23 protein-coding genes are annotated in these 23884 nt (G+C 35.6%); 15 read left to right on the forward strand and 8 right to left on the reverse strand.

Annotation, left to right across the window (positions count from 1 at the left end):
• Position 1: 1 nt before the first annotated feature.
• The gene (locus KM149_RS04300) at positions 2-844 is read left to right on the forward strand and encodes a DUF4097 family beta strand repeat-containing protein (RefSeq protein WP_165545998.1); all 843 of its coding nucleotides are present in this window, start codon (positions 2-4) and stop codon (positions 842-844) included.
• A 64-nt stretch (positions 845-908) separates the two neighbouring features.
• Here the strand turns inward: KM149_RS04300 and KM149_RS04305 are convergent, their stop codons facing one another.
• Positions 909-1952, reverse strand: a complete 1044-nt coding sequence (locus KM149_RS04305) for a C45 family autoproteolytic acyltransferase/hydrolase (protein ID WP_050330505.1) — start codon at positions 1950-1952, stop codon at positions 909-911.
• A 315-nt stretch (positions 1953-2267) separates the two neighbouring features.
• Positions 2268-2654 carry a hypothetical protein gene (locus KM149_RS04310; RefSeq protein WP_214971754.1) on the reverse strand — a complete coding sequence of 129 codons (387 nt, stop codon included), beginning with the start codon at positions 2652-2654 and terminating at the stop codon, positions 2268-2270.
• Between the two features lie 164 nt (positions 2655-2818).
• Here KM149_RS04310 and KM149_RS04315 point away from each other — a divergent pair, with 164 nt between their 5' ends.
• From KM149_RS04315 to pglS, 3 genes are all read left to right on the forward strand, one after another.
• The gene (locus KM149_RS04315; protein ID WP_016425549.1) at positions 2819-2992 is read left to right on the forward strand and encodes a hypothetical protein; all 174 of its coding nucleotides are present in this window, start codon (positions 2819-2821) and stop codon (positions 2990-2992) included.
• Positions 2993-3236: 244 nt separating this feature from the next.
• Positions 3237-3806 carry a hypothetical protein gene (locus KM149_RS04320; protein WP_241415552.1) on the forward strand — a complete coding sequence of 190 codons (570 nt, stop codon included), beginning with the start codon at positions 3237-3239 and terminating at the stop codon, positions 3804-3806.
• 58 nt (positions 3807-3864) lie between these two features.
• Complete coding sequence (pglS, locus tag KM149_RS04325; RefSeq protein WP_050345407.1) at positions 3865-4917, forward strand: 6-phosphogluconolactonase; 1053 nt, start codon at positions 3865-3867, stop codon at positions 4915-4917.
• 106 nt (positions 4918-5023) lie between these two features.
• Here the strand turns inward: pglS and KM149_RS04330 are convergent, their stop codons facing one another.
• The 4 genes from KM149_RS04330 to KM149_RS04345 form a co-directional block, all read right to left on the reverse strand.
• Positions 5024-6403, reverse strand: coding sequence for an aldehyde dehydrogenase (locus KM149_RS04330; protein ID WP_182280739.1), 1380 nt, complete (start codon positions 6401-6403; stop codon positions 5024-5026).
• A gap of 323 nt (positions 6404-6726) precedes the next feature.
• Positions 6727-7008, reverse strand: coding sequence for a GNAT family N-acetyltransferase (locus KM149_RS04335; protein WP_050345408.1), 282 nt, complete (start codon positions 7006-7008; stop codon positions 6727-6729).
• A gap of 32 nt (positions 7009-7040) precedes the next feature.
• Positions 7041-7967, reverse strand: coding sequence for a manganese-dependent inorganic pyrophosphatase (locus tag KM149_RS04340; protein ID WP_182280743.1), 927 nt, complete (start codon positions 7965-7967; stop codon positions 7041-7043).
• A gap of 56 nt (positions 7968-8023) precedes the next feature.
• A complete protein-coding gene (locus tag KM149_RS04345; RefSeq protein ID WP_050330515.1) occupies positions 8024-8575 on the reverse strand; it encodes a cysteine hydrolase family protein in 552 nt (183 codons plus the stop codon).
• Between the two features lie 82 nt (positions 8576-8657).
• Here KM149_RS04345 and KM149_RS04350 point away from each other — a divergent pair, with 82 nt between their 5' ends.
• Positions 8658-9764 carry a glycosyl hydrolase family 28-related protein gene (locus tag KM149_RS04350; RefSeq protein ID WP_214971748.1) on the forward strand — a complete coding sequence of 369 codons (1107 nt, stop codon included), beginning with the start codon at positions 8658-8660 and terminating at the stop codon, positions 9762-9764.
• A 137-nt stretch (positions 9765-9901) separates the two neighbouring features.
• On the opposite strand, the gene KM149_RS04355 is transcribed toward KM149_RS04350, so the two are convergent.
• Positions 9902-10705: a prephenate dehydratase gene (locus KM149_RS04355; protein WP_103356067.1), complete on the reverse strand. Its 804-nt coding sequence runs from the start codon at positions 10703-10705 to the stop codon at positions 9902-9904.
• Between the two features lie 44 nt (positions 10706-10749).
• The gene (locus KM149_RS04360) at positions 10750-11820 is read right to left on the reverse strand and encodes a nitric oxide synthase oxygenase (RefSeq protein ID WP_241415553.1); all 1071 of its coding nucleotides are present in this window, start codon (positions 11818-11820) and stop codon (positions 10750-10752) included.
• A 421-nt stretch (positions 11821-12241) separates the two neighbouring features.
• Between KM149_RS04360 and KM149_RS04365 the strand changes: the two genes are divergently transcribed.
• The 10 genes from KM149_RS04365 (at position 12242) to KM149_RS04410 (ending at position 23770) form a co-directional block, all read left to right on the forward strand.
• Entirely contained in the window at positions 12242-13717 is a 1476-nt protein-coding gene (locus tag KM149_RS04365) for a nicotinate phosphoribosyltransferase (protein ID WP_214971742.1), read from the forward strand.
• Positions 13710-14531, forward strand: a complete 822-nt coding sequence (gene nadE / locus KM149_RS04370) for an NAD(+) synthase (RefSeq protein ID WP_050331945.1) — start codon at positions 13710-13712, stop codon at positions 14529-14531. Before KM149_RS04365 ends, nadE begins: the two co-directional genes overlap by 8 nt.
• A 66-nt stretch (positions 14532-14597) precedes the next feature.
• Positions 14598-15167, forward strand: a complete 570-nt coding sequence (locus KM149_RS04375; RefSeq protein WP_016425537.1) for a DUF2179 domain-containing protein — start codon at positions 14598-14600, stop codon at positions 15165-15167.
• On the forward strand, positions 15157-15330 hold the full coding sequence (locus KM149_RS04380; protein WP_082165719.1) for an NETI motif-containing protein: 174 nt from the start codon (positions 15157-15159) through the stop codon (positions 15328-15330). Before KM149_RS04375 ends, KM149_RS04380 begins: the two co-directional genes overlap by 11 nt.
• 330 nt (positions 15331-15660) lie before the next feature.
• Positions 15661-16956 carry an adenylosuccinate lyase gene (gene purB, locus KM149_RS04385; protein WP_016425535.1) on the forward strand — a complete coding sequence of 432 codons (1296 nt, stop codon included), beginning with the start codon at positions 15661-15663 and terminating at the stop codon, positions 16954-16956.
• 66 nt (positions 16957-17022) lie between these two features.
• A complete protein-coding gene (locus KM149_RS04390; protein ID WP_016425534.1) occupies positions 17023-17325 on the forward strand; it encodes a YerC/YecD family TrpR-related protein in 303 nt (100 codons plus the stop codon).
• Positions 17326-17661: 336 nt separating this feature from the next.
• Positions 17662-18351: a heptaprenylglyceryl phosphate synthase gene (pcrB, locus tag KM149_RS04395; protein ID WP_165546006.1), complete on the forward strand. Its 690-nt coding sequence runs from the start codon at positions 17662-17664 to the stop codon at positions 18349-18351.
• Entirely contained in the window at positions 18351-20543 is a 2193-nt protein-coding gene (pcrA, locus tag KM149_RS04400) for a DNA helicase PcrA (RefSeq protein WP_165546007.1), read from the forward strand. Before pcrB ends, pcrA begins: the two co-directional genes overlap by 1 nt.
• Before the next feature lie 3 nt (positions 20544-20546).
• Entirely contained in the window at positions 20547-22550 is a 2004-nt protein-coding gene (gene ligA / locus KM149_RS04405) for an NAD-dependent DNA ligase LigA (protein WP_165546008.1), read from the forward strand.
• Positions 22551-22561: 11 nt separating this feature from the next.
• Positions 22562-23770, forward strand: a complete 1209-nt coding sequence (locus KM149_RS04410; protein WP_050330529.1) for a CamS family sex pheromone protein — start codon at positions 22562-22564, stop codon at positions 23768-23770.
• Positions 23771-23884: the final 114 nt, after the last annotated feature.

A 23884-nucleotide genomic window follows, 5' to 3' on the forward strand; every position in this document is an offset into this window, starting at 1 on the left:
CATGAAAAAATTATTTATATTTGGTTTGAGTTGTTTTTTAGTCTCTTTTATTTTAGGAACAATTGTATGGTTTGGATTTGAAAAAAAGCAACAATCCATTGAAACTGTGGAAAAAACATACGCCAAAAACGAAATTAATCAACTTATCGTGAATATGGCATCAGCTGATGTCAAAATTGTTGAAGGCAAACAATTTCATGTCACATATAAAGGTAAAGAAGATTTGAGCGTTTCGAAGCAGAACAAAACGTTAAATATTGCAGAAATCAAGCATTCAAGAGGGAAGGAACCTAATTTAAATCCTTTCAATAGAGAAGGTAATTACATTACTATCACTGTTCCCTCAGCACAATTGAAAGAGCTTAATGTTTCGACTGGCTTCGCTAAAATACAAGCTGATGGTATTGATAGTCAGAATGCGAAATTTTGGAATGAGCGCACTGGTGAAGTGACGATTAATCATAGTCAATTTTCACATACTAAAATCATTGGTCGTGAATCGTTAGTGAACATTCATAATAGTCATTTGAATCAAAGTGAAATCAGCGTTGATAATGGTCAGATTAATGCTAATCATTCAGCACTTCATAGAAGTATTTTTAAAATTAAGCAAGGAAATATCGTGATGAATGATATGGAAACAGAATGTGATTTTAAAGGATCAACACAAAAAGGGAATATAGATTTAAATTATCGAAATACACCTCATAATGTGATGCTGTCGTTAAACCCAGAACATGGGCATGCGCATATTAAAAATCAACATTTAAAGCATGGTAAAAATGGTAAAGGAGAGCATAAAGTTGAACTTTACACAAATCATGGGGATATTACGGTAGATTAATGGATAAAATAGATTAAGCGCCATAAATGGATGACAACTGTGTCATTTTTATGGCGCGTTTTATTTATTCTGTCGCAAATTGAATTTCTGTATCAATGCTACCTTCAATTTGATTAATCGTTAGATCATGGCCTTTTAACCAAGCCCCAAAATCAATTTTAATCGGGTCTTGATTTTCACCTAATGTAATCCAAGCGTGTAATTGATGTGGATCATACATGGAAGTATGAATTGTGCCACTCCAACTTTTAAATAATTTACTATATATTTCGTATTGGGGTTGATTAAACCGCTTAAATACTTCAAAGCGGTCTTCATGCGCTTTCGAAATTTGATTTTCAAGGCGACCTAATCGTTCTTTAGATTCTTTTGTGTAGTTGCGATTTTCATGCGTCAATAATTTAAAGTGATTGGTGCAAGTTTGATCATATCGAACCTCTATACTTCTAGGAGAAACTTCAACTATGGCATGTGCGCCACTTGTATCCTTTACGATATAACTAAATGAACTCCGGTGAGGAATTTCTTTTAAAAAAGCTACGGCTTCTTCTACATTTTTACAATTTTCTAAGACAAGACGGCCAACCATATAACAAACAAATCCATTCGCTGGCTTTTTGCGATGCATAAAATTATAGGCCATAACTAAGCCACATTCGTTCATTCCGTCCATACGACCTGTTACTCGAGACATGGGGCCAATTTGCGCATAACCCCCATCATGAGGCTCAAATAATTGATATCTGGCATCGTATGTTGCAGGGTGATAATCGTAATTTCTCACTAAATAGTCTGATCCAATGTAAACAGAACAGCCACTATCAGGCAGTGTTGTGAAGCGGTAATGTGCAAAATTTAAAATCGCTTGTCGTGTAGGAATTTTCAAAACATCTTGAATGCCCATAATTTCTTCCCAGATTCGAGGTGCATATTGTTGATAAATGTGATAAGTTTCTTCGATATCAATATCGAAGCGGGGCACACGTTTCTTCCACTCCTTATTTCTATTTTTTAACAACGCTGTTGTTTGAAGCCATTGACCTGTCATTATCCCATAATCGTAATGGTTCCCTCTAAACGTTAAGATGTCCGATGTGACACTTTGCATAAAAAATCGTCCTTTCTGAAATCTTGCTAACATAATTTGTTAAATGGTTGTAATCATTCTTTAATGGTATTCACTTCATGACGCTACTATAATAAATTTAACATCAGATTAAGCCGTATGTGAATAGGGTTAAGGGGGGAGTTTTATGTGGAATTACTATATTAAAATTAAACATTGGTTTTACAAAAATTATACACGGTGATGATTGCATTGAGGACTAACTATAAATGGATGATATAAAACTCGGACGAAAGATTATGTATCGTCCGAGTTTGTGTTTAAAATATCTAATGCTATTACGCGATATTTCTTATTTTATTGATTGACGTCTGTTACATTAGGCGTAATATAAACCGTTTTGATGCGATGTCTTTCTCCTGTTCCGTCCCCGAAAGTCATAGTGACCATCGTTTTCGAAGTTTTTTTGTAATCTGGATTTTCAAGTGAATAAACATAAAAAATAATTAATTGACTACCTCGCACATGGGCGCGATGGATAATTTCAAAGTTCCATTGGAGGTCATTTTTCTCTATCACTTGCTGCATGCGTTTTCGTAACATGTGAATGAGCGTTGACTTTGATAATGATTGTGCCTCACCTAGCTCATTAATATAGTATGCTAATACGCGATTATCTACCATATTCTCTATACTTTCGATATCATTGCTTTTCCACGAACTCATTAATGATATGTATGGCATTTAACAAACCTCTTTCACAATTAAGTTAATCTTAATGTAACATATTACTTATAAAAATTAAATTGATTTCTGATTAATACAGTCAAGAATAGGGTATAAAGTTAATGATTGTAATATTTTATGTTATGATGATATTAAATAAATGATGATGAGGTGAAATATTTATGTGGAACTTTATTAAGGGCTTATTTAAGTTTATATTTATTTTCACAGCTACAGTGACTGTTGTCTTCGGTGTGGGTGCAGCTGTACTCGCATATGTTTTCAAAAAAGACTTTGAAGATATTGAAAATAAAACAAAAGAGATTGTATCCGATATTGAGTCTAATGTTAACTAAAGTATAACAACTAAACAATTCAATTTTAATGCGTGTCGATAAAGGTCACATTAAGTTGTTTTGAGCTCGTCTTTATACGTTGCTCCAATGTGATTTTTGGTTTACCGGATTAACTTTTACGGGAGGTAGCGACTTTGAAATCAAAATCAAATTTTAGATTTCGGTCCTACCTCTTTTTTATACAGACATTTAGGACACTGAAAGAATAAAGGCTTTGAAAATATTTATTATAAAGGTGATCAGTTTGTATCAAACACATAATGCATTAATTTCATATCAACTTAATGAAGCGACAAACTTTCAATTAGCATTGTTAAATCAACAATTATTAAATGAGCGCTATCAAGAACAACGTTTTCTTGACATGATTCAGGCCATTTTCCAGACACACTATGAGACAAGCAATATCACAATTGGTGTAAGTGACGATAGACAATTAAGAGAAAATGCATACCAATTTAAACGTTTATTAGAAAAGGATTTGATTCATACGGGGTGTTCAGAGTTTGTAATCAGGGTTGTAGAGTGGAAAGAAGATTGTAAAAGTATGAAAAAATTTGAGCGTGCTTTTGTTGAAAATGAGCCAGATGTATGGTTTGTCTTTTCGAAACCGCTTAGTTTTTGTCGATTGCTAAAAAGATTGTATCGAAATCCTCTTTTTGATCCTCGACGTACATATTGCATGAGTAATTTATGTTCAAATCATTTAGTTCAAACATTAGGGTTTAAATATTTTGAAGGTATGAAAGGCATCACATCAATGGGGAAAGTGTGGACAGCTGAAGACGGAGAGTTGCTAATTATACCTTCGTAATGGGACAGCGTATTAAAATTTGATAAAATAGCATTAAGAAATTTGAGAGGGGTACGACATGACAAAAGGATATATTGGTTCTTATACTAAGAAAAATGGAAAGGGCATTTATCGATTTGAGTTAGATGATCAACAAGGTAACATTGACAAAGTTGAAACAGGATATGAATTAAATGCTTCGACGTATTTGACGCAGTATCAAGATATGTTACTCGCCATTACGAAAGACGATCAAAATGCTGGCCTAGCTTCTTTTAAGATTAGTAAAGATGGGAGCTTAGAAAAAAAGAGTACTTGTTTAGAATCTTTTAAAGGCTCTGGCTGTTATGTAGCGGTATCACCAGATGGAAAATATGCTTTTGAAGCTGTTTATGGAGATGGTGTTGCACGTATTTATGAATTAGATGCTGAAAACCACACTATTAAACGTTTAATTAGAGAAATCAGTCATGATTATCCGCACGGGCCAAACGTGGAGCGTCAAGAAAAATCCCATGTGCACTATTTAGATGTCACGCCTGATCATCAATATGTGGTAGCTGTTGATTTAGGTTCGGATTTGTTAGTGACATATCATTATGGTTCCGAAGGCATGGAAGTTGCTTATCGCACACAATTAGAACCTGGTGATGGCCCTAGACATATTGCTTATCATCAAACGGGGCGTTACGCCTATGTAGTTAATGAACTTTCAAATACGGTTGTTGTGATGCAATATGAAGACGGTCGATTCACTGAATTGGAACGTCATTTAACAATTCCTGAAGATTTCTTGCAACCGACTAAATTAGCTGCAGTACATCTTTCACATGATCAACGTTACTTATATATTAGTAACCGTGGACACGATAGTCTTGCTATTTTCAAAGTATTAGCTGAGGGTAGCAAACTTGAGTTGGTTGATATTATCTCAAGTGGCGGTGTATTTCCAAGAGATTTCAATATTACTGCAGATGATGCATATCTCGTTGTGGCACATCAAGAAGAAGACTCTAAAATTGTCGTATTTGAAAGAAATCGAGACACGGGATTGTTGACATTAAAAGATGATCAACAAGTTGCAGAGGAAGGCGTTTGTGTTAAATTTTTAAACGAAACTGACCTCTATTAGCGAATAAAAGCATGATAAGAAAAAGAAAAAGCACATGTTGAGAATGGCAAAAATGATGTTGTCACTTTCTCTCATGTGCTTTTATTAATGCGTTTGAAATAGAATATTACTTTTTAAATAACTTTTTAACGTAGCCCAGTTTACCTTTATAAGGTGGAAACAATAACCCGGTCTCCAATTTTGTTGTTTTAAAAATATAAGGTTTTTGATGTGAAAACGTTTCAAATGAATAACGTCCATGATAGCGTCCGATGCCTGATGCACCCACACCACCAAAAGGAAGATTTGGATTTGCTAATTGAAGTAAAGTATCGTTAATGGCACCGCCGCCAAACGATAATTCAGTAAGTATTCGATTGGTTGTATTTTCGTCTTCGCTAAATAAGTATAACGATAATGGTTTAGGTTTTGATTGAATATATTGAATGGCTTCATCAAGGTTTTGATAAGTCATAATTGGTAAAATCGGACCAAATATTTCTTCAGCCATAATGGCATCTGAAGACACTACATTATCAATAAGAGTCGGTGCAATATAACGGTCGGTCGCGTCCGTTTCACCCCCTAAAATAATTTTAGATTCATGGGTTTGAATCAATTGTGCTAAACGATTAAAATGGCGTCCGTTTACAATACGCCCGAAATCTTCACTCTCACGGGGCGCGCGTCCATAAAACTCACGTATTGTCGTCGTCAAAGCTTTAATAAAATCTGCTTTTACTGTTTCATCAATCAACACATAATCAGGTGCTACACAAGTTTGACCTGCATTTATAAATTTACCAAAACAAATTCGTTCGCTCGCTACTTTTAAATTGGCGGATTTATCTATAATTGTAGGCGATTTTCCACCAAGTTCTAATGTCACTGGTATAAGCTGTTTTGCGGCCGCTTCATAAACAATTTGGCCAACTTTTGCACTACCGGTAAAAAAGATATGATCAAAAGGTAATTGTAAAAGTGCTTGAATCGCATCTGCACCACCTTGAACAACGCTGACGTATTCTGGCTCAAAACTTTTAGCGATAATGGTTTCAACGACTTCAGCAACATGAGGTGTGAGTTCTGACGGTTTAACGATAGCGGTATTGCCAGCAGCGATTGCACCAATTAAAGGTTCAAAAACTAATTGAAACGGATAGTTAAAAGGGCCAATAATCAACACGGTACCTAAAGGCTCACTAATGACAAAGCTTTTAGTAGGAAAGAGAAATAAAGGAGTGTCGACAGATTGTTTTTTGGCCCATTTATTTAATGACTTACGTGTATGTTTAATGCTATTCAATGTATAGCCTACTTCAGTTGCGTAAGCTTCTACTTCATTTTTGCCTAGATCCTTCTTTAAAGCCTCTAGTATGGCATCTTCATGTAATTTAATTTGCTTTGATAATTGTTTTAATGCTTTTTTACGATATTTGAGGGGCACGGTGATGCCTGATCGAAAATAGTCTTTCGTCGCATCAAATTGGTTTTGATAGCTGTTCAATGAGATAACTCCTTTCAAATGATATTTAATTAATAAGAGGGAATGCTACTTAAGTTTGTATGAGATGTATACAATCAAATAAGAATGACACAGCATAACTTGAGTATCAATTTGATGATAACATCGGATACAAAGAAAGGGACCAGAATAGAAATCTGACTACGCGTTTAGATTTCGTATTCTCGGCCCCAAGTTAAAAAGATAAAGTGTTGGTGTACAACATAAAAATGATATGGACACTTATAAATGGCTAAATCATTTAGATAGAATATACAACCACGCACCTTATGAGTCATCAAGGAAGACTTTTAACAAAGTTCTCCTTACTCAGCTAAAAGCGGTGCAAGAGATTCATCTTTTTCAAATTGACGCGCCACATAACTACAAGATGGAACAATTTTTAAGTTTTCATCTTCGGCTTTTTGAATGACTTCGTTGAATAATTTTTTTGCAACGCCACCGCCACGGAGTGATGGATCTACAAAAGTTTTGTTGACATCGATTGTATTTTCATCAAGATACTTAAATGTAATCTCAGCTTGCGGTGTGTTTTCATTTTCACCAATATAAAACTTGTGATGTCCTGCTTTAATTTGATTTGTCATGCAACCACATCCTATTCATTTGATTTTAAACTTTATGATAAAGCTTCAGTAATCGGTGGAACAATTTGTTTCTTACGTGATACGACACCAGGTAAGAATGCCGTATTGTTGTCGAGAGCAGTGTTGAAAGCCTCTCCGACTTTATCTTTTTCTGCACCAACAACAATAATTTTAGAATTGCTGTTTAAAATATCTGTAATAACAAGAACGAAGATATCATAACCGTTTTCTGCGCTTGCTTTATTCATTGCATTTTCAAGTGCTTCTTGGCGTACGATAACTTCATCGATATCGACAGTATTCACTTGTGCAATACGTACGGTATGTTCACCCATACTGAATGATTTTGCATCTGTGTTTAATATGCTATCTTCTGTTTTGTTTGTAGTAGAAGCGCCTGCTTTTAACATGTTTAAGCCGTATTCTTCTAAATTTACATCTGCAATTTTTGCTAATGCTTTTGCAGCATTAACATCTTGTTCTGTACATGTTGGTGATTTAAATAATAGGCTATCTGATACAATTGCAGAAACCATTAACCCTGCAATTTCAGGGCGGATTTCATAGTTGCGCTCATTATACATTTTGTATAAAATCGTCGCCGTACAGCCCACAGGTTCAGCGCGGTAATATAATGGACCAGCAGTTTCGAAGTTTGAAATTCTATGGTGATCAATCACGTGATTGATTTTTGCTCTCTCGATTGTTTTAGCACTTTGTTGGAATTCATTGTGATCCACTAAAATAACGTCTTTTCCTGTTAAATCGTCTGTCAACAATTCAGGTACTTCTACATTAAAGTAATCTAACGCATATTGGGTTTCAGGTCCTAACTCTCCAATACGGAAGGCTTTGGCCTCTTTATTACCGTGTTGTTGTTCAAAGTCAGCCATGATGATTGCCGAACAAATGGCATCAGTATCTGGGTTTTGATGACCAAAAATATATGTTGTCATTATTCAATCTCCTTATTAATTTACTATATTCATATCTATTTTAGCATGGCAAACAGTAATTATTCTACCGCTGCGCCTAAAGTATCTTTAAAATGTGTTAAAGCCCATTCATGGCCCGTTAAATTAAATGATGCCACACCATTTTTAGGTATAATTAGTTGATAGTTTAAATTATATGCGCTCGCTGCTGTGTGAAGAACACAGATATCTGTACAAACCCCTACAATTTCAAGTGTATCTACATGGCGTTCACGTAATAAGCTATCCAACGGAGTACCATAAAAGGCATCGTAACGTCGTTTATCTATAAAATAGACGTGTGATTCGTCTTTAATTTGGTTATATATTTCTTGTACACGACCATAAAGATCACGTCCATGTGTTCCCTCAATGTTGTGTGGTGGGAAACTTTTTGTTTCAGGATGATAAGGATCATTTTCATAATGTAAATCCATCATAAAGAAAATGTTCTCTTTTGATTGATGGTAAGATTGAATGCGCTCTACGATAAAAGGTTCAATCGCTTGACCCGCTTCACCGCAAGTCAGTTTCCCATCATCAGCCACAAAGTCATAAGAATAATCCACTACAATTAAAGCTTTATTTGACATTAAACATCCTCCTAAAAAGGGTATATAGAAGTTAAACAACATTATTCACAGTATAACTTAATTCAGAAAGGATGGCACGAAAATGATTTTAAACATTTTAGATTTTGGTGCAACAGGAAAAAATAAGTTGCTCGATACGATTGGCATTCAACGTGCTTTAAATATAGGTAAAAAAAAGAATGTGACGGTTTATATCCCTGAAGGTACATACCATATCGCTAAAGCCTTAAAAATATATGAAGGTACAACTTTAATACTTGATGCAGAAGCGGAATTATTAAGGGTAGGTCGAGACGCATTATTAAAAAATGGCTCGAGCCGAAAAAAGTACTATCAATATGATGGTAATAGCCATATTAAGATAGAAGGTGGCACTTTCAATATGAATGGTGTGTACTATCCTTATAATAATACAGCAATGTGCATAGGTCATGCACAAGATATTGAATTAAGCCATATCACTTTTAAAAATATTGTAGGTGGGCATGGTGTGGACGCTTGCGGATTAGATGGTGTGCATATTCATGATTGTAATTTTTTAGGTTTTCATGATGTGAATGGTGACCGTTGGTTCTCGGAAGCAATTCAACTTGATATGTTTGTTGAAGGTGCTTTTCCGAAATTTGGAGTGAATGATGGCACGATTACTAAAAATGTAGTGATTGAGAATTGTTATTTTGGAAATTCGTTCGAGGGGCAAATGCAATCATGGAATCGTGCAATTGGTTCACATGCAAGCCGTTATAATTATTTTTATGAGAACATTGTTATCCAAAATAATATTTTTGACTCAACGCAAGATTATGCGCTCACACCTTTGAAAGGAAAAGATATCTTTATTCATAATAATTTATTTTTAAATTGTAGTGGGGGAATTCGGTATTTAGGTGTCTATAAAGGTCAAGATATGCAAACTTTAGATGGTACTTTTGAAGGAAAGCAAGGGGGAGAAGCGTTTTATGTCATGCACAATCAATTCCTCAATATTTCTGAGAAAGACGCACTGCATATTAGAAGTCATAAAGATGCACCACACAAAAGTGTATACATCATAGGAAATGAATTTTGGGGTGACAAGCAAACGAATCAAATGACTGCTATTAATGAATTAACGATTGTAGAAAATAGACAGTTATCTCATATCAATCAACGTGATGTTAGTCAACTCATTTTGGATGAACTAGAATGAGCGCATAGAATGTAGCATAGGATGTAAAAGAGAGAGTAGATGATGGCAAAATGAATGACTTGAATTGGAAATGCTGAAGTTATAAGCAAATCCAATTACGTCATTTGATGTGGTATGAAAAGGAAAAAATAAAGAGATTAATTGAACCGACCCAAGTTTTTCAGTTCAAAGTCGAGTGTTTTTAAGATAGTTGTGATTTTATTGACAACTTCATCATTAGGACACTCGGCTTGTACAAAAAAGCGATACATACCGAGCTTAGTTTTTAAAGGTCGAGATTCTACCCATTTTAAGTTGACCTGGAACATCGCAAAAGTATTTAAAATATTTGCAAGAAGTCCTGGTTTGTCTTCAGTAGGTGTAATGACAAGTAACCAATCTTTACCTGACTGGTGCGCCACTTCAGATGCATGTTTGAGGACAAGGAAGCGCGTCATATTATGTGGATAGTCTTCGATATGCGTTTGAAGGGCATGATAACCATACATTTCCCCGCTTCCAATAGGCGCAATCGCCCCGGTCGTTGCATTGATTTCTTTCAGTGAAGCGACTGTACTCGGCGTATAATCATAATCAAATTGATGCGCATGGATAAATTTTTGCGTTTGACTTATCGCTGGACTAATCGAATAAACTTTAGTAATATCCGCAAGCGATTGCTCAGGTAATCCATATAAAGCAAACGCAATATCTAACAAAATTTCATCCACGACGACAAAGGGATAATCGGTTAATATATCTGCAATGATATTGATTGTTCCTTCTATCGAATTTTCTATTGGGACAATGGCAGTTGCCGTTGTTTCTTTTTGTAGAGAAGTCATGACCTCATATAAATTATCTTTTTCAGCTAAACAGTCGTCTTGTTGTGATTGAGCCATCAATTTGAGTGCGGCTAAATAGGAAAATGTCCCTTTAGGACCTAAATAATAAAGTGTCATGCAATCATTCCCTTACCGATATTTGTACTTTATTGTACACGAATTTAGTGAAATGGACACCCAGATGATGACGATTTTTTATAAAAAAAGTTAGGGACTCTAATCTCATTTTGATAACCATGATGATAATTTGAAGTTAAAGTTGGAGATAATGGGGGTGCTAACCATGACCATTTTCCTGTTACAGTTCGTCCTTGTTGTTGTTCGGCTTGTTCAAATTTTTCAAATTGCTTAGCTGCAGTTAAATGGTCAACCATAGAAACGCCTGCATTTTTAAAAGATTGGTAGACAGCATCATTGATTTCAACTAACACCCGATCTTTATTAAATGAAGTGTTTCGTAAATTAGAAAATCCCATTGCTGTAGCAAATTTTTCTAATAAGTCATAACGGTAACTGTCTGTGAAATTTCTAACTGCAATTTCATTCACCATATACCAACCATTAAATGGCGCAGTTGGATAAGTAATCCCGCCAATTTTTAGATCCATATTTGAAATAATCGGCACCGCATACCATTTTATACCTAACTCAGAAACTTTAGGGAATTGCGCATGACTAATAGGAACCTCTAGGATTAAGTCACTAGGATATTCATAATATTTAATTTTTTGACCCGGTAATTGATACATTAAAGGTAATACATCGAAATCTGTATGTTCATCTGACCATCCAAGATGTTGGGCGAGTTGTGTCATTTCTTTTTCAGAGGGGTCTCCCTTTTCTTCGTAGCCCGCATAACGAATCAATTGATTATTAAATATTTTTGGTCCTTCAACGTCAGATTGCGCATAAATTGTAATATAAGGTTTAATGCGGCCATGATTCGTTGCTGTAGAAATGTGCGAGCAAATCGAATCTATAAATGATGCTTCATCTTTAATATGACGCGCGTCTTCAACGATTAAACTCTCCCAAAAAAGACGACCGATACAACGATTTGAGTTACGCCATGCCACACGGGCACCATATGTTAATTCTTCTGAAGTATGTGTATAAGTCCCTGTCTCATAAATGGATAATGCAATTTCCTCTAAACGGCGATCACGCGCTTGTATTGGTAAATTTAATTCTTCATACATTTGTTTTATAAATGCTTGTGCTTCTTTTAACATATGCCCACCTCAATGGATATTATAATGAATTTATATGCCGTCGTGACACGTTTAGCTGAATTGTCACAATTTTGTATCAGTTGAACGTCATTAGTTGATAATATGGTTCTTACTCCCTCACTTTATCATGCTTTTGAATCAGGTTCGAACTTGTCGAACTTTTAATTTGAATACAATACGCCCAATGCCCATAACAAGCAGATTTCCTTAACTATTTAATTAAACCTATTGTATGAGCACGCATCTGACCACGTTCATTAATTAAATGATGCGAAAGTGATATATTTTTTAATGGATGTCCCAACCGCTTAAACAGACAAAATTCCACAGAATTGCAGTGTCGAATAAAGAATCCCACGATATTGTGTGATATTATAGGTATGATAAAAACGATTGTTAAAGGAGAAGTGGGAGTAACATCATGTATCAATATAAAGATGATAGTTTAATGTTGCACAACGATTTGTATCAAATCAATATGGCAGAGTCTTATTGGTTTGATGGCATTCATGAACGTAAAGCAGTTTTTGATTTATATTTTAGAAATATGCCATTTGGGAGTGGCTATGCTGTTTTTAATGGGTTACGTCGTGTCATTGAATTCATAGAAAACTTACATTTTTCTGAATCAGATATTACTTATTTAAAGTCCATTGGTTATCAAGATGACTTTTTGAGCTATTTAAAAGAAGTAAGGTTTACGGGTAATATCCGTTCAATGCAAGAGGGTGAACTCTGTTTTAGTAATGAACCCCTCATGCGTATAGAAGCACCTCTCATTCAAGCGCAACTTATTGAAACTGCGCTATTAAATATTATCAATTTCCAAACGTTAATCGCTTCTAAAGCAAGTTTAATTAAACAAGTTGCAGTCGACGATGTTTTAATGGAATTTGGGACTAGACGTGCGCATGAATTTGATGCTGCTGTTTGGGGTGCAAGAGCTGCTATTATTGGCGGTTTTGATTCAACAAGTAATGTTCGTGCAGGAAAATTATTTAATATACCGGTCTCTGGTACACACGCCCATGCATTTGTACAAACTTATGGCGATGAATATACAGCATTCAAGAAATACGCTGAAAGACATAAAAATTGTGTCTTTCTCGTTGATACATTTCATACGTTGAAATCTGGCGTACCGAATGCAATTAGAGTCGCTAAGGAACTCGGTGATCAAATTAACTTTATCGGTATTCGACTGGATTCTGGCGACATTGCTTATTTATCGAAAGAAGCCCGTAAAATGCTTGATGAAGCTGGTTTTAAGGATGCTAAAATAATTGCTTCAAATGACCTAGATGAGCAAACGATTGCCAGTTTAAAAGCTCAAGGTGCTGAAGTAGATTCTTGGGGTGTTGGTACAAAATTAATTACGGGTTACCAACAACCTGCTTTAGGCGCAGTTTATAAAATGGTTGCGGTTGAAGATGCCAATGGTCAACTTGTGGATCGCATCAAATTATCAAACAATGCTGAAAAAGTGACGACGCCAGGCAAAAAGAAAGTTTATCGTATCATTAATACGAAAAACAACAAATCTGAAGGGGATTATATTACTTTAGACAACGAAGACCCAAATCAAGAAGAACGGCTTAAAATGTTTCATCCTATTCATACTTATAAAATGAAGCGTATTAAGCATTTTAAAGCGATTGATTTGCACCATGATATATTTGAAGAAGGGCAACTTGTCTATGACTGCCCGTCAGAATTAGAAGCAAAAGCTTATTTGAAAAACAATTTAAATTATCTATGGGAAGAAAACAAACGCTATTTAAATCCTGAAGAATATCCAGTTGATTTAAGTACGTTATGTTGGGAAAATAAGCAAAAACGTATATTTGAAGTGGCTGAAAATGTTAAGGAGATGGAAGACCGTTATGACTATGAGTAAAATGCAGTCTATCATTGTAGATGAAATGAAGGTGAAACCTGTCATTGATAGTGCTGAAACGATTAAGAAAATTAAACATTTCATAGAACAATATGTGAAATCACATCCTTTTGTGCGTACTTTAGTATTAGGAATCTCTGGCGGGCAAGATTCTACATTAACTGGAAAACTTCTTCAACTTGTAGCAGAAGAAATGAGAGCAAACTCTGGAAGAGATATTCAATTTGTTGCAGTGAAACTACCGTATGGTGTTCAAAAAGATGCCGATGAAGTTGAAGATGCGCTCAACTTTATTGCACCTGACCGTATTATCACTGTGAATATTAAGCCAGCTGTTGATCAAAGTGTTGAAACGTTAAAACAAGCTGGTATCGATTTGACTGATTTTCAAAAAGGAAATGAAAAAGCGCGCGAACGTATGAAAGCGCAGTATGCGATTGCTGCGAATTTATCCGGTATTGTCGTCGGTACAGACCACTCTGCTGAAAATATTACTGGCTTTTTTACAAAACATGGTGATGGTGCAGCTGATATTGCACCGCTATTCGGTCTTAATAAACGACAAGGGCGACAGCTATTAGCGTATCTGAACGCTCCAGCACATTTATATGAAAAGCAGCCGACAGCAGATTTAGAAGATGATAAACCACAATTGCCAGATGAAGAGGCACTGGGTGTTACTTATCAAGCTATCGATGATTATTTAGAAGGAAAAACAATTCGCCCCGAAGAAGCGGCTATCATTGAACAACATTATATAAAAAATGCACATAAACGTGAACTGGCTTACACACGCTATACGTGGCCTAAATAAATGTAATGACAAAATAATGTGAACTTGATACAATGAGCTAGATTTTATTATGAAAAGAGGTTGCGTATGAGTGTAATCAATGATAATCCTTGGATGATGCTCATTTCGATATTTGCCATCAACGTCGCATATGTGACAGCATTAACAATGCGAATGATATTAACACTTAAAGGTTATCGTTATATCGCAGCTGTTGTCAGCTTTGTGGAAGTACTTGTTTATGTCATTGGTTTAGGAATGGTGATGTCAAATTTAGATCAATTTCAAAACGTGATTGCTTATGCACTTGGTTTTTCTGTTGGTATTATCGTTGGTATGAAAATCGAAGAAAAGTTGGCACTTGGCTATTCTGTAGTGAATGTGACAACAGCAGATTATGAGTTAGATTTACCAAGACAACTCCGTGATTTAGGTTATGGCGTTACGCATTTTGGTGCACATGGTCGTGATGGCGACCGCTTAGTTATGCAAATTTTAACGCCACGTCGCTATGAATTGAAACTGATGGATACCATTAAACAATTGGATCCCAAAGCATTTATTATTGCGTATGAGCCACGTAATATCCATGGTGGATTTTGGGTTAAAGGTGTTAGAAGTAAAAAAGTAAAGGCGTATGATACAGATGAAATTTAAAGTGGAAGCGGATGAAACGATTCAAGATTGTTTAGCTAGAATGAGGGCAGCTGGCTATATGCCGGTTAAGCGTTTTGAAAAGCCTGTATTTAAAGAAAATGCAAATGGTGAGATCGAAGTATTAAGACAAGAAATAGAATTTACAGGTAAGAAAATGAGTTGAGATGTGATGTCGTCTCGACTCATTTTTCTTTGCTGACTATGTGCCTATTTATCAGGAATGAAGTCATAATAAGCTTTTTGAAAGCAAAAGAACCTTTTGATTCACGCCCTAAATCTGAAACATCTGGTGATCTATCTGAGGTTGAAAGCGTACATTTATAATTAGAAAATCTTTATAGTTCGTGAATTAGGTGTTTTAAGCATCGATGTAATGTAAAATTAGCTATATTTACACTTGATTACGAACGATAAATTTGTTTGAATAGATAATGTACATGATTTTTAGTTCTGATATAATGAAACTAAATTAGAAGATTGGAGTTTATATAAGATGATTGAACGTTATTCAAGAGAAGAAATGGCTCAAATTTGGACTGATCAAAACCGTTATGAAGCATGGTTAGAAGTTGAAATTCTTGCTAGTGAAGCATGGAGCGAACTGGGTTACATTCCAAAAGATGAAGTTAAAAAAATTCGTCAACATGCACGTGTAGATGTTGAAAGAGCAAAAGAAATTGAGCAAGAAACACGCCATGATGTCGTTGCTTTTACAAGACAAGTTTCAGAAACTTTGGGTGAAGAACGCAAATGGGTTCATTATGGTCTAACTTCAACTGACGTGGTTGATACAGCATTAAGCTATCAAATCAAGCAAGCGAATGACATTATCGAAAAGGACTTGGAACGTTTTATTGAAATTTTAGCAGCTAAAGCTAAAAAATATAAAACGACTTTGATGATGGGACGTACGCACGGCGTTCATGCAGAACCGACTACATTTGGTTTGAAAATGGCGCTATGGTATGCGGAAATGGAGCGCAACCTAGAACGCTTCAAACGTGTAAGAACAGAAATAGAAGTCGGTAAAATGAGTGGTGCAGTCGGTACTTTTGCGAATATCCCACCTGAAATTGAAGCATATGTTTGTAAACATTTAGGAATTGGAACAGCGCCAATCTCTACACAAACATTGCAACGAGATCGTCACGCATACTATATTGCGACATTAAGTTTAATTGCAACTTCTCTTGAAAAATTTGCTGTCGAAGTGCGTAACCTACAAAAAACAGAAACACGTGAGGTTGAAGAATCTTTTGCAAAAGGTCAAAAAGGTTCTTCTGCAATGCCGCATAAACGTAATCCAATCGGCTCTGAAAACATCACTGGTATAGCACGTGTCATTCGTGGTTATTTAACGACTGCATACGAAAACGTAGCATTATGGCATGAACGCGATATTTCTCACTCTTCAGCTGAGCGCATTATGTTACCAGATGTTACAATAGCATTGGACTATGCCTTAAATCGTTTTGCAAACATTATTGACCGATTAACAGTATATGAAGAAAATATGACTGCAAATATGAATAAAACATTCGGTTTAATCTACTCACAACGCGTCCTTTTAGCTTTAATTGATAAAGGGATGGTTCGTGAAGAAGCTTATGACCTTGTTCAACCAAAAGCGATGGAATCATGGGAAACAAAAACACCATTTAGAGAACTTGTAGAAGCAGATACGCGAATTACTGACAAGTTATCAAAAGAAGCTTTAGATGCTTGCTTTGACCCTAGACATCACCTCAATCAAGTTGATACAATATTTAAAAGAGTCGGCTTAGAGTAAATAGATGGCTCAAAAACGATTTAATTGGTTAAGTAGTGTTAGATTATATAAATAGGGGCTGTTTGCATGCAAATTGAAAAATTACGTGGAAAAGCATTAGATGAGTTGTTTGATGCGATTTTGACATTAGAAACACGAGAAGAATGTTATCAATTTTTCGACGATTTATGTACTGTCAATGAGTTACAATCTTTATCTCAAAGACTTCAAGTTGCCAAAATGATTAAGCAAGGTTATACCTATGCAACAATTGAAAAAGAATCTGGTGCTTCAACAGCTACAATTTCACGTGTGAAGCGCTCTTTACAGTGGGGCAATGATGCCTATACAATGATATTAGAGCGTATGAACATTGAAACAGAAATGTAAAGCACTAAAACACTATATTAATCATGCTCCTTACAGCATTTCCATTCATGGAAGTTGTAAGGAGTATTTTTAAGTGTGCATTATATTTTGTAGAGAAGCATTCATTCTATTTTTGATAAACGAGATCGTATTGTTCATCGTATACGGTCTCGCTTTTTATGAATAGTGCCATGAGGATAATGTGCCATTAAGAAGACATATATCGATGAGCTTTTCTCCATTTAAAAAAGGTTCAAAAAATGAATCGAAAAACTATATTGAAAAGGTGATGAACTTTAGATATCAATAGTCAAAAGTGCTATAATATAAGTTACGAAAAATAAAGGAGTCAGGTTCATGTATGATATAAAAGAATGGCGTCACATTTTTAAACTTGATCCAGCGAAAGAAATTTCAGATGAAGATTTAGAGATGATTTGTATGTCTAATACAGACGCAATTATGATAGGTGGCACGGACCAAGTGACAGAAGATAATGTCATACATTTGATGAGTCGTGTGCGCCGTTATCCATTACCATTAGCATTAGAAATTTCAAATCTTGAGAGCACGATGCCAGGGTTTGATTTTTATTTTATACCTACTGTTTTGAACAGTAACGATGTAACATTTCATAACGGCTTGCTACATCGTGCCTTAAAGGCATATGGTCATATGATTAATTTTGATGAATTGATTTTTGAGGGTTATGTTGTGTTAAATCCGAATAGTCAAGTGAGTCGACATACGCAAGCATCGGCAAACTTAGATGAAGACGACGTTATTGCGTATGCACAGATGGCTGAAAAACTGTACCGGTTACCTATCCTTTATATCGAATATAGCGGTCAATATGGTGAACCTGAAATGGTACAAGCTGCCAAAGATGAATTAGAGCATACCCAACTCTTTTACGGTGGTGGGATTACCAATTTTGAAAAAGCGAAGGAAATGGCAGCGATTGCAGATACAATTATAGTGGGTAATGTCATCTATGAAGATATTAAAGCAGCTATTAAAACGACTAAAATAAAGGAGAGAACATAATGAATCCACTCGTAAAGAATATGAATAAAGAACAGAGTGAAGCGGTAAGAACGACAGAAGGACCGCTTTTAATTATGGCAGGTGCGGGATCAGGCAAAACACGTGTTTTAACACACCGCATTGCTTATTTACTAGATGAAAAAGATGTATCTCCTTATCACATTTTAGCCATCACATTTACAAATAAAGCAGCAAAAGAAATGAAAGAACGTGTTCAAGCGTTAGTGGGAGAAGCAGCAGAAGTGATTTGGATGTCCACTTTTCACTCGATGTGTGTGCGTATTTTACGCCGAGATGCAGATCGAATAGGGATTGAACGAAATTTTACAATCATTGATCCTACTGATCAAAAATCAGTCATAAAAGATGTGTTGAAGGTGAATAATATTGATCCTAAAAAGTATGAGCCACGTATGTTTATTGGTGCGATTAGCCAATTAAAAAACGAATTAAAAACACCTGCACATGCGATGGAAGAGGCGAATGATTTTTATAGTCGAATGGTCGCTACGGTCTATGAAGGTTATCAAAAGCAACTGATTCGAAATCAAGCGTTAGATTTTGATGATTTAATTATGACAACAATTAAATTATTTGAGCGCGTTCCTGATGTATTAGACTATTATCAAAACAAATTCCAATATATACATGTAGATGAGTATCAAGATACAAATAAAGCGCAATATACTTTAGTGAATTTAATTGCGCAAAAGTTTAAAAATTTATGTGTCGTGGGTGATTCAGATCAATCCATTTATGGTTGGCGTGGTGCAGATATACAAAATATTTTATCATTTGAAGAAGATTACCCAAATGCACGCACAATTTATCTTGAACAAAATTATCGTTCTACTAAAACCATCTTAACTGCAGCTAATGAAGTGATCCGAAACAACACTGAGCGTAAACCTAAAGGCTTGTGGACAGCCAATCAAGAAGGCGAAAAAATTCATTACTACGAAGCGGTAAGTGAAAGAGACGAGACAGAATTTGTCGTCAGAGAGATATTAAAACAACAGAAGAAAGGGAAACATTATAAAGATATCGCAGTTTTATACCGCACAAACGCTCAATCACGTGTGCTTGAAGAAACGTTTATGAAATCTAATGTACCTTATGTCATGGTGGGGGGACAAAAGTTCTATGATCGTAAAGAAATCAAAGATCTTTTAAGTTATTTACGTCTTATCGCAAATAGTGCTGATGATATCAGTTTACAGCGCATTATTAACGTGCCAAAAAGAGGGATTGGCCCATCGTCTGTTGAAAAAATTGCCACTTATGCAGCTCAAAATGATATGAGTATGTTTGAAGCGCTTGCGGAGGTTGATTTTATCGGTTTATCTAAAAAAGTGACTCAAGCTGCTGCAACATTTTATGAACTGATGAGTCATTTAATGAAAGAGCAAGAGTTTCTTGAGATTAGTGAATTAGTTGAAGAAGTGCTTGAAAAATCTGGATATCGTGAAATGTTGGAACGTGAACAAACGTTAGAAGCGAGAAGTCGATTGGAAAACATCGATGAATTTATGTCTGTTCCTCATGATTATGAAGAAAATACACCGTTAGAAGAGCAATCATTAATTAACTTTTTAACAGATTTATCATTGGTTGCAGATGTGGATGAAGCCAACTTAGAAGATGGCGTTACTTTGATGACTATGCACTCAGCGAAAGGATTAGAGTTCCCAGTTGTATTTATTATTGGGATGGAAGAGTCAATATTTCCACATATACGTGCAATCAAAAGTGAAGATGATCATGAAATGGAAGAAGAACGAAGAATCAGTTATGTGGCCATCACGCGAGCTGAAGAAGAGTTGTATTTATCCCATGCTTCATCTCGGACGTTATATGGACGACCACAATCCAATCCTAGATCTCGTTTTTTGAACGAAATCCCAGAATCCCTGTTGAATCTTCCTGAACAACGTCAATCTACAACAATAGGATCACATAAAAAGCCAGTTAAACGTGGATTTAGCCAGCGTACAGTTCAAAATCGTAACCAATCTGCCGTTTCATCAGATTGGAAAGTAGGGGATAAAGTGACGCACAAAACTTGGGGTGAAGGCATGGTGTCCAACGTAAATAATAAAAATGGTTCGGTTGAATTGGACATTATTTTTAAATCTGAAGGGCCTAAACGTTTGTTAGCACAATTTGCACCGATTTCTAAAAAGGAGGATTAAGGGATGAAAGAACTAAAGCAACGTGTTGAAACTTTGCACCGATTGCTACATCAGTATAACTATGAATATCATGTTCAAGATAGCCCAAGTGTCCCTGACAGTGAATATGATAAATTGTTGCATGAGCTTATTGATATTGAAGAAAATCATCCTGAACTAAAAACTTCTGATTCACCTACTGTCAGAGTAGGGGGGCAAGCACAGTCATCATTTGAAAAAGTTCGTCATGATACGCCAATGCTGAGCTTATCGAACGCATTTAACGAAATAGACTTAAAAAAGTTTGATCAACGTGTGAGAGATGCTGTCGGAGAAGTGGAATATATGTGCGAGTTGAAAATCGACGGTTTAGCGGTTTCCTTGAAATATGTAAATGGTAAATTTGTTCAAGGATTAACGCGAGGCGACGGTACCACTGGTGAAGACATTACAGAGAATTTAAAAACGATTCAAGCCATTCCCTTAACTTTAAAAAAGAATATCTCTTTTGAAGTTAGAGGGGAAGCTTATATGCCACGAAAATCTTTCCTGAAGCTTAACGATGCTAAATCGGAACGTGGTGAGCAACCATTTGCCAATCCACGAAATGCAGCTGCGGGCTCTTTACGTCAGTTAGATTCAAAATTAGCAGCTGCAAGAAAATTAGATATTTTCTTGTACAGCATCAATGACTTTACAGAATTAGATGCTACGACCCAAAGTGAAGCGCTAGATGAACTGGATACTCTCGGTTTTAAAACAAATCCAGAGCGACGTAAAAAAGGGACAATGCAAGAGGTCATTGATTATATTCATTATTGGACAGAACAGCGTGAGCAGTTAGCTTACGATATCGATGGCATCGTTATCAAAGTTAATAACATTGATTACCAAGAGGAAATGGGCTTTACTCAAAAATCTCCAAGATGGGCGATTGCTTATAAATTTCCGGCTGAAGAAGTCATCACGGACTTATTAGATATTGAGTTGAGTATTGGTCGAACAGGTGTAGTGACACCAACGGCTATTTTAGAGCCAGTACGTGTGGCCGGAACAACTGTTTCAAGAGCCTCTTTGCATAATGAAGATTTAATTCATGAAAAAGATATACGTATCGGTGACAGTGTTGTTGTGAAAAAAGCAGGAGATATTATCCCTGAAGTAGTGCGTGTCATATTGGATAGACGGACAGATGGTGTAGTTAAGTACCATATGCCAACACATTGTCCAAGTTGTGGTCACGAATTAGTGCGCATAGAAGGTGAAGTTGCATTGCGTTGTATTAACCCTAAATGTCAAGCACAACTCGTTGAAGGGTTAATTCATTTTGTATCAAGACAAGCGATGAATATCGATGGTCTTGGTACGAAAATTATTGAGCAACTGTATGAGCAACAACTTATCAAAGACGTAGGTGATATTTTTTATCTGACAAAAGAAGATTTATTGCCATTAGAACGAATGGGTGAAAAGAAAGCGCAAAATTTACTCAATGCGATTGAAAAATCAAAAGCACAGTCGTTAGAACATTTATTGTTTGGTTTAGGTATTCGTCATTTAGGTGTAAAGGCGAGTCAAGTCATTGCAGAAAAATATGAAACGATGGACCGATTATTTAAAGCAACAGAAGCAGAACTTGTTGCAATTTATGATGTGGGTGAAAAATTAGCACAGTCCTTGATTACTTACTTAGAAAATGATGATATTCGTGCGCTCATTGAAAAGTTAAAGGCAAAAGATGTGAACATGACTTTTAAAGGACAAAAACTATCTGAAATCGAGGGCCATCCTGAGTTTGCAGGTAAAACGATTGTTCTCACAGGTAAGTTACAACAAATGACGAGAACGGAAGCTTCTAATTGGTTGAAATTACAAGGTGCAAAAGTTACAAGTAGTGTCACAAAATCAACAGATTTAGTTATTGTAGGTGAAGATGCAGGATCAAAATTAACAAAAGCAGAATCACTTGGTACAATGGTGTGGACGGAACAAGATTTTATAGAGAAACAATCCGAAATTAAAGCGTAAGGAGTTAGGCGATGAAAAAGTCAATTGTGCTTGTTTTAGGTTTATCGCTCGTGTTAACAGCGTGTTCACCTGTTAATGATAAAGATTCCAAATCTTCAAAGCAAAACACCGAATCTCAACAACAAGATCGTAATAAAGTGAAACAAATTGCGACTGATAAAGATGTTCAAGGAGACGATTACCGAACAATCCTTCCTTTTAAAGAAAGTCAAGCGCGTGGTCTTATTCAAGAAAATATGGCGAATAGTTATAATGGAGAAAATTTTGAAGATGGTCTGCTTGATATTAGTAAAACGGTCTATCCGACTGATGATTATCTTTATCAAGATGGTCAATATTTAGACAAAGATACCATTAAAGCCTATCTTAAGCCTAAATATACAAAAAAAGAATTGGATAAAATGAGTGATAAAGAAAAGAAAGAGAAAAACGCGACTGAAAACTTAGGTTTAAACCCTTCAGTAAATGGCGAAACAGATGAAGAAAAAATCGCTAAAAATTCACCAGCATATCTCTCTAACATCCTAGAGCAAGATTATTATGATAATGGCGATACAAAAGGAAATAATATTAAAGGTATGACTATTGGTCTTGCGATGAATAGTATTTATTACTATCAAAAAGAAAAATATGGTGAGACCTACAATGAAAAGTTAGACAAAAAAGAAGTTAAAGAAAAAGGTCAAGAAATGGCGGAGGAAATTCTATCAAGACTGAGAGAAAATGAAGACTTGAAAGATATACCAATTACATTTGCTGTTTACATCCAGTCTGGACAAGAAGATATTATACCCGGCCATTTTGTAAGTTATGCCACTTCAGAAGAAAATGGCTCTAAATTATCTGAATGGCAAAAATTAGATCAAAAAACTGTTTTACTACCTTCAGGGGATGCTGAAGATTTAAATGAAAATTTAAATGCGAACTTCAAAGACTTTAACAATAGTCTACAATCTTATTTTTCTAACTTTACACAGGCAGTTGGTAAAGCAGAATTTAAACATAAAAAAGTAAAAAAACTTGTAGTGGATTTACCTATTGACTATTATGGCAAGGCTGAGTTAATTGGTATTACACAATATGTAACACAATTGGCGGAAAAAGACTTCAAAGCAGTCGATAATTACGAAATTCATATTAAAGATGGAAGTGAATCCCGCGCACTTATTTCAAAAACAAAAGATGATAAATCGCCTCAAATTCATATTTATCAAAATTAACGTTATGATGAGACTCTTGAGGAAACAGGGCGAGCTGAAGACTACAGGCTGAGGCTGTCCCCTAGGAAAGCAAAGTCATTCGATAAGAAGTTTTATATCAAAAGGAAGCGCCAA

The organism is Staphylococcus coagulans, from assembly GCF_022557135.1.
Taxonomy (GTDB): Bacteria; Bacillota; Bacilli; order Staphylococcales; family Staphylococcaceae; genus Staphylococcus; species Staphylococcus coagulans.

Excerpts from the sequence above, each read along its gene's own strand:
- KM149_RS04300 (WP_165545998.1), top strand. The coding sequence starts at position 2 with ATGAAAAAATTATTTATATTTGGTTTGAGTTGTTTTTTAGTCTCTTTT.
- KM149_RS04305 (WP_050330505.1), bottom strand. The coding sequence starts at position 1,952 with ATGCAAAGTGTCACATCGGACATCTTAACGTTTAGAGGGAACCATTAC.
- KM149_RS04310 (WP_214971754.1), bottom strand. The coding sequence starts at position 2,654 with ATGCCATACATATCATTAATGAGTTCGTGGAAAAGCAATGATATCGAA.
- KM149_RS04315 (WP_016425549.1), top strand. The coding sequence starts at position 2,819 with ATGTGGAACTTTATTAAGGGCTTATTTAAGTTTATATTTATTTTCACA.
- pglS (WP_050345407.1), top strand. The coding sequence starts at position 3,865 with ATGACAAAAGGATATATTGGTTCTTATACTAAGAAAAATGGAAAGGGC.
- KM149_RS04335 (WP_050345408.1), bottom strand. The coding sequence starts at position 7,008 with ATGACAAATCAAATTAAAGCAGGACATCACAAGTTTTATATTGGTGAA.
- KM149_RS04345 (WP_050330515.1), bottom strand. The coding sequence starts at position 8,575 with ATGTCAAATAAAGCTTTAATTGTAGTGGATTATTCTTATGACTTTGTG.
- KM149_RS04350 (WP_214971748.1), top strand. The coding sequence starts at position 8,658 with ATGATTTTAAACATTTTAGATTTTGGTGCAACAGGAAAAAATAAGTTG.
- KM149_RS04355 (WP_103356067.1), bottom strand. The coding sequence starts at position 10,705 with ATGACACTTTATTATTTAGGTCCTAAAGGGACATTTTCCTATTTAGCC.
- KM149_RS04360 (WP_241415553.1), bottom strand. The coding sequence starts at position 11,820 with ATGTTAAAAGAAGCACAAGCATTTATAAAACAAATGTATGAAGAATTA.
- KM149_RS04365 (WP_214971742.1), top strand. The coding sequence starts at position 12,242 with ATGTATCAATATAAAGATGATAGTTTAATGTTGCACAACGATTTGTAT.
- nadE (WP_050331945.1), top strand. The coding sequence starts at position 13,710 with ATGAGTAAAATGCAGTCTATCATTGTAGATGAAATGAAGGTGAAACCT.
- KM149_RS04375 (WP_016425537.1), top strand. The coding sequence starts at position 14,598 with ATGAGTGTAATCAATGATAATCCTTGGATGATGCTCATTTCGATATTT.
- KM149_RS04380 (WP_082165719.1), top strand. The coding sequence starts at position 15,157 with ATGAAATTTAAAGTGGAAGCGGATGAAACGATTCAAGATTGTTTAGCT.
- purB (WP_016425535.1), top strand. The coding sequence starts at position 15,661 with ATGATTGAACGTTATTCAAGAGAAGAAATGGCTCAAATTTGGACTGAT.
- KM149_RS04390 (WP_016425534.1), top strand. The coding sequence starts at position 17,023 with ATGCAAATTGAAAAATTACGTGGAAAAGCATTAGATGAGTTGTTTGAT.
- pcrB (WP_165546006.1), top strand. The coding sequence starts at position 17,662 with ATGTATGATATAAAAGAATGGCGTCACATTTTTAAACTTGATCCAGCG.
- pcrA (WP_165546007.1), top strand. The coding sequence starts at position 18,351 with ATGAATCCACTCGTAAAGAATATGAATAAAGAACAGAGTGAAGCGGTA.
- ligA (WP_165546008.1), top strand. The coding sequence starts at position 20,547 with ATGAAAGAACTAAAGCAACGTGTTGAAACTTTGCACCGATTGCTACAT.
- KM149_RS04410 (WP_050330529.1), top strand. The coding sequence starts at position 22,562 with ATGAAAAAGTCAATTGTGCTTGTTTTAGGTTTATCGCTCGTGTTAACA.